Genomic DNA, 13794 nt, shown 5'->3' with positions numbered 1-13794 from the left:
CTAAAAAAAGAGAACGTATTCTCCTTGCACTCTATGATATAAAATTTCAAGTGAAAATGCTACCAAAGAACGAATGTTGTCGTTTTCTTGTGTCGGATTTTATAGATAAGTTTTTTTCTGTTTTTATAGCAGAAAAGAAGGTTTTTCTGTCAGGTGGTTGAATACTATATACAATCAAATTTCACCAGCCTGTACGAGCGTCCGACGGCACTTGCAGATTTTTTTAGCGAATCATTTGCGTTTTGCAGGAAGTATTCAACAAAATGGTAAACCCTTCATATTACATATTATAAAAGGAGGAAATGTCATGACAAAAGAAAACGTAAAAGAAACAGTGGGTAAAGAAACAAAAGGTGGAAGCAAAGAGTTATTAGTCGGCACTTTAGTAGGCAGCGTAGTGGGTGTAACAACAGCTTTACTAGTAGCGCCAAAGTCAGGAAAAGAGCTACGTGCTTCTATTCAAGACGGAGCGAATCAAGCACTTGCTAAAACAGGTCAAGTGAAAGAAACGGTATATGCAAAAGGCCAAGATCTCAAACAGCGCACGGCTCGTCTTTCACAAAAAGTCTCCGAACAATCTTCGCAAGTTGTCAACAAAGTGAAATCTCTACGCACTGCTAAAGAACAGCCGCTTGCAGAAACGGCTGCAGCAGAAGAGCTTGAAACGACAGAAATCGTTCAAGATCCTGTTCTTGAAGCTGAAGCGGTGCAAGAAGAATTAAATACAATTACGCAAGAAGTAAGTGACTTAGAACAATCTGTCGATGAAACAAGACGTTAATAACGAGCTGTAGAGATATCTCTACAGCTTTTATGTATATTCGCTATCCTTCTTTCCACCCTTCAAAAAAATAGCCTCCATACGGACACGGCTCTGATTCCGGCAGTTCTTCATAACGCTGTCCGCTGTAATACTTCGCCAGCACAATCTTAGGCTTAAAAGCCGCTACCCCTTCACTGTCTTCTTGCTCCGCTCCGCGTTCTCTCATCAAACAAAAAATATCCATTCCCGCAAACTCTCCGTACCCTTGATAGCACGACTCATAATAAACTTTACCAGGTGTCACCAAATAACACTCCCGCTGCCACGACGGCTGCTTACTGTAGACACTCGCAATACTTATTCCACTCACTGCACACTTCCAGCTGCAAATTCCAACCATATAACGCCTCCAACGACTTAATTAGTCTATTCATCTACAACTTTTGATGAAATCAAACGTCCTGAGAAATGTACAGCATTTTATCGTCGACCAAAAACCTACGCTACCAGATTCCCTGACCCCTTGAATTCCCCCAAAAAGGTCCACCTATGCGGAAGTTGGCAGCCCGCAAGGGAGGGCAACTTCCGCTTAGGTCTAGCTCTGTCTCCTTGGCTGCTCTTTAGCCAAGGAGACAGAGCTACATCGATAAAAATAAAAGATAAAAAAGGTCTGATAAATCGACCATTTCTGGTGATTATCAGACCTCAAGTTTTTCTGCATTTGAGCGGCTTATTTGCTGTTCAAGCGATTTAGCCAGCAGGACAATTTCATGATCTACATATTTTGTTTTGATTTCTTCAATTTCCATTAATGTTTTAGAAAAGCTTTCTGCATTATTTCCCTGTCTGTGCTGCACATCTTTAAAGAAATCAAGCAGTGCCTCGTTAGACTGCGTTGGACGGCTAAAATCAATCGTGTACATTTTGTACCCCAGTGTTAAATTTGTTGTAGTTGTCATAATTATTTCCCCCATTCTTCCTATAGTGATATATCTTCTACTCTTTACCCTTTAATTCCTTCTTTTTAACCTAAATTAATTATTTTTTTCAAAAAAACTTCCCATTATAAGAAAAAACACCCTTATAACAAGGATGTTAGAGTATTCTTCCCTTCGGTACAATTCCAGATGCAAAGTCATCTTTAAACTTAAAGCTAGCAGAATTGTTTTCCTCTAGAAAATGTATTTCCCATTTAAAGACGGGATATTCAGGCTTGTACATTTCGACTTTCTGATTAGGATTTTCTTCTAATCTTGCAATTACTCGTTTGAGTCCTTCATATGCAATCCACCAGTCGCTTCCGGTTTCATCGGTAATAAAACAAATAGAACCGTCAATTAAATGAAGGTTTTGCTTGATATCATCAGCATTGGTAAAATACGCATTTCCAAACGTTTGAAGACAACGATCGCAATAACCTGCTTTGCCTCCATCTTTATAAATCCAGTGTGCGATTGGCTCACTGCAGTCTTTACACGTATTCGTCACTTCTTGAAGAAATGTCTTGCCGCTCCACTGTTCTTTTTCATTTTCAAACACGGTCCATACTAAATAATCCTCCGTTTGCTCTGAAATAAAAAGGCGAAACGGCTCGTCTCGATGCCAAAAATGAATATTCTGTTCGTCTGATTCTTCAAAGTCTATGACAAAATTATCTCGTTCTAATATATGTCGAATAACATTGGTTAAAAAGGTAACATCCATACAAGGACCTCCCGTACTAAGCATAGCTTCTAGTAATATAGCGTTTATGAGTTAAAACATATCACGCGCGCTGAAATAACGTCAATGATTACCTCTTGCTTTCTCCGAAAACTGGAAAAGAAATGGTCAAACGCGCTATAATGGTAGTCATGTTAAAACGGAAAGGAGATTTTATGAAGTTTACCGTTCAATCAGCTGCACTTTTTCTTCTCTTTTTTATTTGTTTAAGCGGCTGTTCTGATAACGCCGAGCAGTCAAAAAAGCCGGCCGGCTATTTAGTTCAAGGGCGCATTTTACAAGTGAAACAGAATGAAATTCTTATTGCAAACGTCATTCCGCGAGATACTGCGCTTGACTATACAACAAAAGAAATACTCGGTTCTAGCGATGTACAGCCTATTTATGTAAAAGTTTCGGATGATCAAACATACAAAAAAGGACAGCTCGTTAAAGCATGGCTCAAAAAAGACAAAAGCGTTCAGTATTCTGTTCCCGCAAAAGGCGAGGCTGTAGAAGTCAACATTTTAAAACAGCCGTAGAAAAGCTCCTGTTACAGGAGCTTCCTTCGCGTCAGCGGACGTTCGGTCCGATTCATTTTATGCTGTTCAAAATCCCACTTTTCTAAAAAGCGCTTGGCTGATATATAACCAGATTCATATAAAAACTCGATTTCTTCTTCCTTTAAGGCAAAATCCGTTGCCGTAATCACACCCGTTGGAATTTGTACGGTTCGTTCTTTTGTCTCCGCGTTCAAATACCGCAAATCGTGAGCTTGCAGCATCGTTGTAAACATGCTTTTAAATAAATGGACAGGTGTTGGAATAATAGCAGCTGTATCAATTTCTTCTTTTACAAATCGAAAACCAAACGTCGGGAAACGCGGATGCTCCGTATCAAACAGCCAAATCGGAAAATTGCTTAAAAGCGCTCCATCGACAATGTATGACCTCTTGAACCCTTTGGATTTCCAAATGACGGGACGAAAGAAAAAAGGAATGGACGCACTCATCATCACGGCTTGTGAAATCTTCATATCGCTTGGCTGCATTCCGTATCGGGGCAAATCGTCAGGGAGCACAAGCATCTGTCCGTTCGAAATATCTGAGGCAATAATTTTCAGCTTATCTGCAGGCAAATCTGCAAACGTTTCGATTCCTTTTTCACGCAGCAGACCGTACACCCATTTTTCCAAATAATCATTTTTATAAAAACCTAAATGAACCATCAGTTCAATCAAGTTGCCAATGAGAGGAATTCGGTTAATGATCGTTTTTCCGCGAAACTTGGCATAGTCCATGTTTTGAAGCTCCTTGCGAATTTCCCCGCTTTTATAGCCGCTCGCCAAAAGTGCCGCAATCAACGCTCCGGCTGACGTACCTGCTAGACGCTGCCATTCTACATTGCTTTCTTCCATCGCTTCAATCGCACCGGTGAATGCGATTCCTCGAACTCCTCCCCCTTCAAACACAGCATCTGCTTTCACATTTTCCCCCTCCTATACAACTCTCTAGTTTTTATATACCCTTTTTTATATTCAGATTTTCGCTACTCCATACCTTTTATTTTTTTAACAAAAAAAGACTGTTTCTTTGATCGAAACAGTCTTTTCTTTACAGTCGCTTTATTACCATTCGGTAGTAATTCATTGTCAGCCAGTAGAAAATGAAATAAATAACCCCGTATACTGCATCCGCTATTAAAACAGGGACTATTAGACTTTCACCAGTTAGATTCGTAATGACCTTCAGCGCAAATAGACTGTGCAAGATGCCAATTACTAAAGGCAAACCAAACGTAAACAGCTGCTGCTTTCGAACGGCGCTCATCATTTGAGACACTGAAAACCCAAGCTTACGCAGTACTTCAAATCTTTTGCGCTCTTGTTCGGCTTCTGAGATTTGTTTAAAGTAAATAATACTGCCCGTTGCCATCAAAAAGACGAGCCCTAAAAATCCTCCAATAAAAATAAACAATCCTTTACTCATTAAGCCTGTCTGAAACAAATCATAGTATGAAGTACGGCTTTCCCCAGCTTCTTTTGCGATTTGATGATAGTTCTTAGTAAGTTCACTTTGTTTGTTTCCATCACCTGTATTAAATACGTACACCGCTTGCTTTTGTCCAGACTTTGAAAGTTTGATAAACGTGTCGTGATTGACTACAAACTGATAGCCGGCACTCTCAGAATCAAGAATAAGCGAAGGTTCTGATTTAATGACTTTTAAAGCAAGCTCTTCTGATTCCTTCAGCGGCACAGCTGCGGTTTTACCTGTACTAGGTTTAAACACTTTTCCTTTTGCCATCGAATCAAAAATAACGGTTTCATTTGCGCTTAGCGCAGGAACCGAAACGCCATTTTTCCGCACTTCTTCTTCATCTAAAAAGCTGATTCGCTCACCATCTCCGTAATAACCGGATGTAATAAATCGAAAGTCTGATAAATCAGCGGAGTGCTTGACGATATGATACACATACTGATTTGATTGGATATCCAACTCATGCAGTACATCTATAAAGTCTTGCGCTGCGTTTTTGCTGTGCAGCGTATAGTCATAAGGCTGCATGCTTCTGGCATCGGCTTTTGTGTTATAGTATGAGGAATACGTCACACCAACTGCTACAAGTGTAGTAGCCGACAAAATCGTAATTAATGTTAACACTCGTGCATTTGCTTTAATGCGATACATCATCGTAGAAACGCTTAGCATATTTGCAAACGAATAATATCGGCTTGCATGCTCTCGGTAAAGTCCCATCAGCCACTCAATTGTGGCTTTAAAAAGTAAAAATGTACCGAAAATGACCGAGAACAGTACAACGGCTACAATTAGAAAAAAATTAGGCGTCACAATGTTTCCCGATGAAAGGTAGTACCCATAGCCAATGAGTAAGATACCCAGTACTCCCACTGCAATTGAGCGTTTCGAATTCATTTTATTTACGCGTTCACTTTTGCTTTCTGCTTGAAACAGATCTAATAGCGTATAGCGGTACATAATAAAATAGCCTTGAAACGAGATAAAAATGGTAACAATCAAAAACACTACGGCTGTTTTTAAAACCGCTTGAAGAGAAAATGTGAGCGTAATAGAAAGCGACAGCCCCATAAGCTTTAGTAAAAACAGCACAAACAGCCTTGAAAACACGGTACCTAGTAAAATACCGACCACCAAAGAAAAAATCCCCAGCAGCATATTCTCGTAGAAAATCATTTTCCCAATCGTACGTTTTTCAATACCGACTAAATGATACAGTCCGAGCTCTCTCTTACGCTGTCTGATAAAAAATGAGTTTGTGTACCAAATAAAGACAACAATAAAAGTAAGCAGAACGTAATTTGAAGCATTAAAAATGCCCTGCAGCCTCATCTCTTCTCCAATCACTTTTGAAATCGATTGGTCGTACTGAAGCGTAGCAAACACATAGTACACAACAATACTAAAAATCATTGAAAAGAAATAAAGGCTGTACCGACTAATATTTTTGCGCATATTCTTTTTAACAAGATCAAATACGGTCATAGCCTTCACCGCCTAATGCGCCTTGAATGTTCATAATTCGTTTGAAAAATTCTTGTCTCGTTTGTTCGCCTTTAAACAGCTCCGTGTAAATTTGTCCGTCTTTAATAAACAGCACGCGGCTGCAGTAGCTTGAAGCCAGCGGATCATGCGTCACCATAATAATGGTGGCACGGTCTTCTTGATTTAACTGGGACATCTTTTCAAGCAGGCTTGAAGCGGCCTTGGAATCAAGAGCTCCGGTAGGTTCATCGGCGAAAATAACGGCTGGATTCGTAATCATTGCTCTCGCTGCTGCAACGCGCTGTTTTTGTCCACCAGAAATCTCATACGGGTACTTACCCGCCAGCTCATAGATGCCTAGTCGCGTTGCGGTGTCTTTCAGCTTCGCTTCCATTTCTTTCTTAGACATTTTTGTAACCGTAAGCGGCAGAAGAATATTTTCTTTTACTGTTAACGTATCCAGTAAATTATAATCTTGAAAAATAAATCCTAGATGATTGCGTCTGAAAGCAGACAGCTTCTTATCTTTCATGAGCGCTACGTTTTCTCCTTGTATCCATACCTCGCCATCTGTGGGACGGTCAATCGTTGAAAGAATGTTCATCAGCGTCGTTTTTCCCGCTCCAGATGGTCCCATAATACCGACAAACTCTCCTTCTTCGATTGTAAAATCAATTCCTTTTAGCGCTTCGTATACGTTTCCTCTTGATCCAAACGTTTTGGTTACATTTTTCCCTTCAAGGACAATACTCATTTCCCTTCCTCCTTTCGTTCTTTTGTAGGCCACACGCTTTTCACCCGCTGCGGCAGCTCATTTTTTGTTATAATGTCATATTTCCGAACTTCGTTACCTCGAACAAAAAGGTCAATAACCGTTCCTTCTTTTAACTGTTTAATCGTCGTAAACGTTTGAAACGTTGTTTGTCCTTTTTCGTTTATTACTGAAATGGTATATTGAACTCGTCCATAGTCGTCCACTTTTTTTGCTTCTTTTGGGATGATCCCGTATTGATGCTCCGTTGCGGCGTTTTGATAAATCTTTATTCCTCCTATACATGCTCCCACAATAAAAATCAGGGCTAAAAGGCTAATCCACTTTCGCTTCATGTACGTTCCCTCCTTGTGTATAGCTCTATCTTACTTCGTAACAAGGAAAGATTCGTTTGAAGCAGATGACAATCTCGGCTTTCAACCTTACATTTTTGAAAGGTTATCAAAAGAATTCGGTTTGTAGAAGGTCAAAATTACCGTGGTTCCTTCGTGTAAAAGTGAATGTACCTCTATTCGATGGCCAAGAGCATCTGTAATTTTTTTTGAAAAATACAGCCCTAGCCCCGTAGCTCCTTTCGATTTTCTTCCGACATTTCCTGTAAATCCTTTTTCAAATACGCGCGGAAGGTCTTGTGGTGGAATGCCCTCCCCTTGGTCAACGATAAATAACTTCACATACTTCGGCGTTTCTTCACTAAAAAAAGAAAGCTTTCCTTCTAGAGGGCTATATTTAATAGCGTTAGACAGCACTTGCCTCACAACAAACTGCATCCACTTTGGGTCAGTGTGCACTAACGTATCTAGATTCTTTTCATCAATATGCAGTCTTTTCTCAATACACCATTTCGAGAAATACGCAACGTTTGGAAAAACAAGTTCGCTTAGCGACACTGCGTGCACCTGGTAATCTTTTTCTAAGTGACGCAGACGTGCGGCATATAAATTCTGATCTACTAACCCATCAATTTTCATCCATTCATCTTCAATATCCTTAAGCCAAGGCCATTTATAAAGCTCTGTACGACGAGCGTTAATAAGCAGCTTCATAGCAGTAAGCGGCGTTTTGATTTCGTGAACCCACGTCGTTATATATTCCTCTTGCTCTCTCTGCTGTACGTGAAGAGCGTGAGTTTGTCTGCGATAGACACGATCTATACGCTGCAGCAGACTCAGCATGTCTTCATCTGCTTTCGTTCGCACGTATGAATGTATTTCTTGTAAATCGTACGCGTCATTCTGCAGCATTAAACTTAATCTTTTTATAAATCTTCTTTCTTTTACTCCTCTCCATAAAAGAAAGAGAATTAGCATACATAGCGTTAAAAGATTCAAGTACCAAAACGAAGTAGACGATACCTTAATATCATACTCGAGAAGCAGCAGAGCATCGATTACACTCAGCCATAAAAGAACGAATAGAATCCAGCTTAGCCTTTCTCTTAAAAAACTTTTCCACATTTTAATTCACCAGATATCCTTGACCTTTTTTGGTAACGATTTGATCATTCAGCCCGATTTCTTCCAGCTTGGTACGAATGCGTGTGATGTTGACTGAAAGCGTATTGTCACTTACAAATTTCTCATCTTCCCATAATCTTCGCATAAGCTCTTCTCGCGATACAATCTTGCCTCGCTCTTCCAAAAGAAGCCGTAAAATAAAAAATTCATTTTTCGTTAAATGAACTTCTCGATCGTTATAATGCAAACTTCCTTTTTTTAAGTCTAGCACCGCACCGTTCCACTCGATAACGTCTGAAATCGTGTCTCCATACGAATACGTTCTGCGCAGAAGTGCCTGCACTTTAGCAATAAGAACATCCAAGTTAAACGGCTTTTGGATATAGTCATCCGCCCCAACATTCATTGCCATAACAATGTCCATTGGATGTTCACGAGACGACAGAAATACGATAGGAGTTTTTGAAACTGTACGTATTTGCTGACACCAGTAAAACCCGTCATATACAGGTAAATTCACGTCTAAAATGACCAATTCTGGGCTTTCTGCAATAAATACTTCCATTACCTTTTGAAAATCTTCTACTCTAGCCACTTCAAATGACCACTGTTCGAATTTTTCTTTCACTAATTCATATATTTTGCTATCGTCTTCTACAATTAAAATTTTCATACCTTCACCTCTGTATTCTCCTATGTATTATGTATACCCGACTGTTGAGGGTTTTCTTAAAAGTTCATCTAACCCATTAGCATGACGGCAATTTTCTTAAAAATAAACTTTTTATGTCTGTAAAATGAAGAATGAACGAGTATTATCGTAGTGTAAACTTGTGCATGATACAAGTATCTCTGTTTAAATACTACAAAATAATGACAATATCGTTAATAAGTAATCTTTAAACTCCATTAAATGCTCATTTTTTGTTACTATAGTATATAAGATGAAAACTTAAACTAATTTGACATGTGGATATGTAAAAAGGAGCTAGTTATCAATGAGTGTACCCAACAAATTACGCGACAACGCAATGGTGATGTTAAAAGAGACAAGCCGAACATTTTTTATTCCAATTAGCCACTTGCCGGCAGAATTGCAAGACGCAGTAGGATCTGCTTACTTATGTATGAGGGCAATTGATGAAATTGAAGATCACCCTGAGCTAGAAGCCGGTGTAAAAAGCCGCTTGCTTTACGCCATTAGTGACCTGTTAAAAAAGTCTTTTAACGAAGACGACTACATGGCATTAGTAGGTCCTTATCAAGCTGATTTACCTGACGTAACGCTTCAGCTCGGCAACTGGATTGCGCTTTGTCCGACTGGAGTTGCAGATCAAGTATTAGATGCAACTTCTATTATGGCCAAAGGAATGGCCGATTGGGTAGAAAAAGACTGGCATATTCAAAATGAAGCGGATTTAGATGACTATACGTTCTATGTAGCTGGTCTAGTAGGCGTGATGCTTAACGACATTTGGAAATGGTATGACGGCACGGAGACAGACAAAGAATTAGCCATTGCATTTGGACGCGGCTTGCAGTCTGTAAATATTCTGCGCAATACCTCGGAAGATTCAGAGCGTGGAGTCAGCTTCTTCCCTAACAACTGGAGCAGAGAAGATATGTTTGCCTATGCTCGCCGAAATCTGTCACTAGGAAAGAAATATTTAGAAGATGTCAAATCGCTTCCGATTCTTCATTTCTGTAAAATTCCGTTAGCGCTTGCCGATGGAACGTTAAACGCCTTAATGAAAGGAAAAGAAAAAATGACGCGTGACGATGTAAATAAAACGGTAAGTGAAGTTGTGGATATGTAAAAGCAAAAGCACGGAGCCCATTGGTTCCGTGCTTTTTATATTTCTACCTGCAGACTTTCATATAAAGCAGTGATTTCCCCTTGAATAATGGGGTAGCGTTTCAGGGTCGGAACACTTGAAAGCTTTGGCGCTCGCTTTTGCTCTGCTGCTGCGGCTAGCTGAGCAAACGTTTCTTGAAGCTCTCGCTTTTCCGTTTCTGACAGCTCATATCCTTCATACGACGCAAGAAGCATATAACCTAACTGCTGCGTAGCGACAACTGCCGGCCACAGTCCTTCAAGCTTGACGGCCGTTTTAGAATATTCTCCAATCACATTATCATAAAGCGCCCGAAGATTAACTAGTTCCCCTTGAAGCTTATTTCTTTCTTGTTTAATTCTTTCTTCATCTTGTTCAGTGCTTAGCATTTCTAAAAATTGTCCTTCTTTTCGAATGACATCTCCAAGTAAATACGGCAGACGAAGCGAAGAAGCTCGTTTAAAAACTAATACCGTACCGACCACTCCAATAACAGAACCAATAACAATATCAATCACTCGAGCGGACGTAAAGTAGCTAATCGCTTTGTCCGGATGACCGCTTTCAGCAATTAAAAGAGCATTCGGTGTGATAAAAAGCGTACCGAGCGCGTAGTTTTTAACAATCACAATTTCAATCGTTGACTGAAGCACAAAGACAATGAGCGCAATGACAATTCCCGTTGGTTCAAGCATGAGAATCCCGGTTCCAATTAAAATACCTAAAATGGTTCCGACAGAGCGTTGAATACCTCGCTGAACCGTTGCACGAACGGTTGCCCCAAGCATCACTCCTGCACACGTGAGAGGAATCCAGTAAGACCTTGGAATGTCTGTCGTGTAGGCAACAGCTGCGGCGATAATCATAATAATTCCGTAGCGCAAAGCGTTTTTAAGTACATACGAACGTTTGTGAAAAGCAGCTTTTAACCGTGCTTTTACGCTGCCTTGTGAAAATTGAATATACTCCGTTTCTTTTAATTCCTTCATTTGAAGAACGTCGTTTACATCTAGTAACAATGTGCGCAGCTCTTCTTTGATGGACAGCTCTTCAATTTCTTCTCGCACGTCTCGAATTTTTTTATGTTTTTTTAACGTGGCCATTTCGGATGCGAACGTTTCAATTACCGCTTGTGCTTTTTTCGAAACAGCCGGATTAAAATCATTCGCAGCGGCCATCACAAAAATAAACAGCCCTTCAGCTTTTTGGTTTAATAAAAACAGGCGGTGAGAAAACGATGATTTTTTTCGATTAATTTTCGCTTGCTTCATTGCTGTTTCCGCTGCTCGAAGCTCTACAACCGTTTTGTGCTGCTCAGCGTGAAACGATTCCGTGCCAAGTGATCCAACAAATGAAGCTAGCTGCCTATAAGCTTTCGCCACAGCGGCCGTTTCAGGCCCGCGCGGATTAATAAGCCAGCCGCTCATGCTAATACACCAAGATAGTGCTCCTCCTAAAAAAACGAGACCTGCATGCAAAAAAACTGCCTGTAAATTCGGAGCTGGAATGCTTGTACTCACTGCAAATGAAAGGACAAAAAACATCGCGGAGGGTCCCGGAATTTTTAAAGCTCCGAAGATATAAACCGATACGGCTCCAATCACACCAAATAAAATAGTTTTCATCCACTCCACGTCAGCAAATAACGAGCCTAGCGTAAAGCACAGCGTAACGCCAAGCAAAGCTAAAAATAACTTAACGGCACGCTGCGCGTAAGGTTCATCTTTTGTATACAAATATGTAAAGCCGCCAATACTTGCAATGAGTCCGTACTGCAAATGATCAAACAAAATTCCTATTAAAATCGGCAAACTTGAAGACAAGCCCGAGCTGATTCCTCTTACCCACGGAGAAGAAGCGTGGTTAAAGCGAAAAGCAGCTTTGATTCCCGGCGCTTTTGGAGAAGCCTCAATTTTATGATGAATTTCCGTATGATTATATGTTGGTGACTTTTTGTCATCACTCACCTTGACCTCCTCCTTTCTCTTCATATATCTTTCCTGTTCTTAAAACGAGATAAACCTAAAAAAGCGCTGTTCCTATCCGTATTGTGTTTAGGAACAGCGCTTTTTATCCTTATGAGCAGCGTACAGTAAAAACAAAAAGCAGATGAAACGAATGTCTCATCTGCTTTTTACTAACAGCTCTACTGCTTCTTTTACTAAGTTTTCGGTATTCTCGCCTTTTTCAATGCTTTCTCTTACGCATTGTTCAAGGTTTGTGCTGACAATAACACCCATCGTGCGATCAATTGCGCTTCTGGCTGCTGAGAGCTGTGTCACGATGTCGCGGCAGTCTTTTCCTTGTTCCATCATATTCAAGACGCCTTTTAACTGACCTTCAATTCGTTTCAAGCGATTTTTAACTTGCTTATCATATTCCATCATACTACTACCTCCGCTCATGCATGATTGCGTTTCTTGCTTTTAAGCTATACGCAAGAAGTAAATGTATACACAACTTTATACCTATTAGGGTATGATGTCAAGTAAAGGAAGTTGACTCTTTTTTTCACCTAGGACTCACCCACATGCAAATAGACACTTCACACTGCATTTAATCTGAATCGTAAGTAGATAAACATCAGAAAGTATAACTCTCAGAATATTATGGGGGCTTTTTACATCTTACAGACAAGACAAAATGATCATTTTTACATAATTGTTAATACTTGTTTACACCGTATTTATTGTCCTGTAATCTAAACTTAGCAATCTGAGAGTATAGTTAAGCTGTAAAAACGACTACACTGGAGGTTTGAGATGAGTACATACGGGAAAAAATTAATGGCAAGTCTATTCATTATCATTGCATGCGTTTTAGGGTTTATAGGACATGCAGCGTTTTTAGCTCCTGAAAAAACGGAAGCCGAAGTAAACTATGATGCAACGCTTTATTTTCCACTGGACCGATATCCTGAAACGGGTGATCATATTCGCGACGCGATTGCCGCTGGTCACTCTTCCGTTTGCACAATTGATCGCGACGGTGCTGAAGCGAATCGGGAAGAATCGCTGAAAGGATACCCAACAAAAACAGGATATGACCGCGACGAATGGCCAATGGCTATGTGCGAAGAAGGCGGAGCGGGAGCTGATATTCGCTATATTTCACCTTCTGATAACCGCGGAGCGGGCTCATGGGTTGGAAATCAATTAGAACAATACCCAGATGGTACACGCGTACAATTTATCGTGCAATAATAGCTGAACAAGCTTTACTTTGAAGAGGTGAAAAGATGAAAACAAAATGGAAAGAACAAGAGCTAACGATGTCATATCATCAGTTTACGCTGTTTCAAAAAGGACAGCCAAAGCCCCATCACGACTGGAGTGATGAAGATATTCAAAAAGGATATGTCGCAGATGATAAAGCCATTTCGTTTGAAGCCGTGTCGAACACAAAAGCCATTGTCGAAGTGTGGGTAAACGAAACTCCAGACGCATCACAAGCTGAAAAGACGACTCGCCTTCCATTTCACGTCGAAAGCGATGGCATTGAAATCAAAAGCGTCCTATCTGAAGCCTTAAGCTATGATATTCCAAAAGGATATTATTACGTTACATGCCTGACCATTCCTCTTCAAGAAAAAACAAACTCAGGCCTTTATTTAGTGAAGTATTTGCTGCATTTTGAAAGTCAATAAAAAAAGACGACCTACTGTAGACAGTTCAGGTAATATACAACACTAATAACTCATAAAAAGCTCAGAGCGATATATAGCTCTGAGCTTTTTGGTGCA

The 13794-nt window shown here is 40.2% G+C and carries 16 protein-coding genes; 5 read left to right on the top strand and 11 right to left on the bottom strand.

Annotation, left to right across the window (positions count from 1 at the left end):
* Positions 1 to 307: 307 nt before the first annotated feature.
* Entirely contained in the window at positions 308 to 781 is a 474-nt protein-coding gene (locus SCI76_RS21255) for a YtxH domain-containing protein (RefSeq protein WP_013058548.1), read from the top strand.
* A gap of 43 nt (positions 782 to 824) precedes the next feature.
* Here SCI76_RS21255 and SCI76_RS21250 read toward each other — a convergent pair whose 3' ends face one another.
* From SCI76_RS21250 to SCI76_RS21240, 3 genes are all read right to left on the bottom strand, one after another.
* On the bottom strand, positions 825 to 1163 hold the full coding sequence (locus SCI76_RS21250) for a hypothetical protein (protein ID WP_033579950.1): 339 nt from the start codon (positions 1161 to 1163) through the stop codon (positions 825 to 827).
* Positions 1164 to 1461: 298 nt separating this feature from the next.
* The gene (locus tag SCI76_RS21245) at positions 1462 to 1722 is read right to left on the bottom strand and encodes a hypothetical protein (protein ID WP_016765166.1); all 261 of its coding nucleotides are present in this window, start codon (positions 1720 to 1722) and stop codon (positions 1462 to 1464) included.
* A 136-nt stretch (positions 1723 to 1858) separates the two neighbouring features.
* Entirely contained in the window at positions 1859 to 2467 is a 609-nt protein-coding gene (locus SCI76_RS21240) for a hypothetical protein (RefSeq protein WP_221832143.1), read from the bottom strand.
* Between the two features lie 173 nt (positions 2468 to 2640).
* Here SCI76_RS21240 and SCI76_RS21235 point away from each other — a divergent pair, with 173 nt between their 5' ends.
* The gene (locus tag SCI76_RS21235) at positions 2641 to 3006 is read left to right on the top strand and encodes a DUF3221 domain-containing protein (RefSeq protein WP_048019970.1); all 366 of its coding nucleotides are present in this window, start codon (positions 2641 to 2643) and stop codon (positions 3004 to 3006) included.
* Between the two features lie 11 nt (positions 3007 to 3017).
* Here SCI76_RS21235 and SCI76_RS21230 read toward each other — a convergent pair whose 3' ends face one another.
* The 6 genes from SCI76_RS21230 to SCI76_RS21205 form a co-directional block, all read right to left on the bottom strand.
* Positions 3018 to 3950 carry a patatin-like phospholipase family protein gene (locus tag SCI76_RS21230; RefSeq protein WP_028414980.1) on the bottom strand — a complete coding sequence of 311 codons (933 nt, stop codon included), beginning with the start codon at positions 3948 to 3950 and terminating at the stop codon, positions 3018 to 3020.
* A 127-nt stretch (positions 3951 to 4077) separates the two neighbouring features.
* On the bottom strand, positions 4078 to 5988 hold the full coding sequence (locus tag SCI76_RS21225; protein WP_048019969.1) for an ABC transporter permease: 1911 nt from the start codon (positions 5986 to 5988) through the stop codon (positions 4078 to 4080).
* Positions 5975 to 6742: an ABC transporter ATP-binding protein gene (locus tag SCI76_RS21220; protein WP_033579946.1), complete on the bottom strand. Its 768-nt coding sequence runs from the start codon at positions 6740 to 6742 to the stop codon at positions 5975 to 5977. The genes SCI76_RS21225 and SCI76_RS21220 overlap by 14 nt, the downstream gene beginning before the upstream one ends.
* The gene (locus SCI76_RS21215; RefSeq protein WP_034263848.1) at positions 6739 to 7095 is read right to left on the bottom strand and encodes a YxeA family protein; all 357 of its coding nucleotides are present in this window, start codon (positions 7093 to 7095) and stop codon (positions 6739 to 6741) included. The genes SCI76_RS21220 and SCI76_RS21215 overlap by 4 nt, the downstream gene beginning before the upstream one ends.
* 87 nt (positions 7096 to 7182) lie before the next feature.
* On the bottom strand, positions 7183 to 8217 hold the full coding sequence (locus SCI76_RS21210; protein WP_048019968.1) for a sensor histidine kinase: 1035 nt from the start codon (positions 8215 to 8217) through the stop codon (positions 7183 to 7185).
* A 1-nt stretch (position 8218) separates the two neighbouring features.
* Entirely contained in the window at positions 8219 to 8890 is a 672-nt protein-coding gene (locus SCI76_RS21205) for a response regulator transcription factor (RefSeq protein WP_048019967.1), read from the bottom strand.
* A gap of 325 nt (positions 8891 to 9215) precedes the next feature.
* Between SCI76_RS21205 and SCI76_RS21200 the strand changes: the two genes are divergently transcribed.
* On the top strand, positions 9216 to 10034 hold the full coding sequence (locus tag SCI76_RS21200; protein ID WP_033579942.1) for a squalene/phytoene synthase family protein: 819 nt from the start codon (positions 9216 to 9218) through the stop codon (positions 10032 to 10034).
* Positions 10035 to 10069: 35 nt separating this feature from the next.
* Here SCI76_RS21200 and SCI76_RS21195 read toward each other — a convergent pair whose 3' ends face one another.
* Entirely contained in the window at positions 10070 to 12019 is a 1950-nt protein-coding gene (locus tag SCI76_RS21195) for an FUSC family protein (protein ID WP_047750005.1), read from the bottom strand.
* 156 nt (positions 12020 to 12175) lie between these two features.
* Positions 12176 to 12436, bottom strand: coding sequence for a metal-sensitive transcriptional regulator (locus tag SCI76_RS21190; RefSeq protein WP_013058561.1), 261 nt, complete (start codon positions 12434 to 12436; stop codon positions 12176 to 12178).
* Between the two features lie 378 nt (positions 12437 to 12814).
* Here SCI76_RS21190 and SCI76_RS21185 point away from each other — a divergent pair, with 378 nt between their 5' ends.
* Entirely contained in the window at positions 12815 to 13255 is a 441-nt protein-coding gene (locus SCI76_RS21185; RefSeq protein ID WP_033579940.1) for a NucA/NucB deoxyribonuclease domain-containing protein, read from the top strand.
* A gap of 35 nt (positions 13256 to 13290) precedes the next feature.
* On the top strand, positions 13291 to 13698 hold the full coding sequence (gene comJ, locus SCI76_RS21180; protein WP_033579939.1) for a competence protein ComJ: 408 nt from the start codon (positions 13291 to 13293) through the stop codon (positions 13696 to 13698).
* Positions 13699 to 13794 lie beyond the last annotated feature (96 nt).

The sequence above is a fragment of the Priestia sp. HNGD-A6 genome, from assembly GCF_045784335.1.
Taxonomy (GTDB): domain Bacteria; phylum Bacillota; class Bacilli; order Bacillales; family Bacillaceae_H; genus Priestia; species Priestia zanthoxyli.
This window is presented reverse-complemented; position numbering and strand designations above follow the sequence as displayed.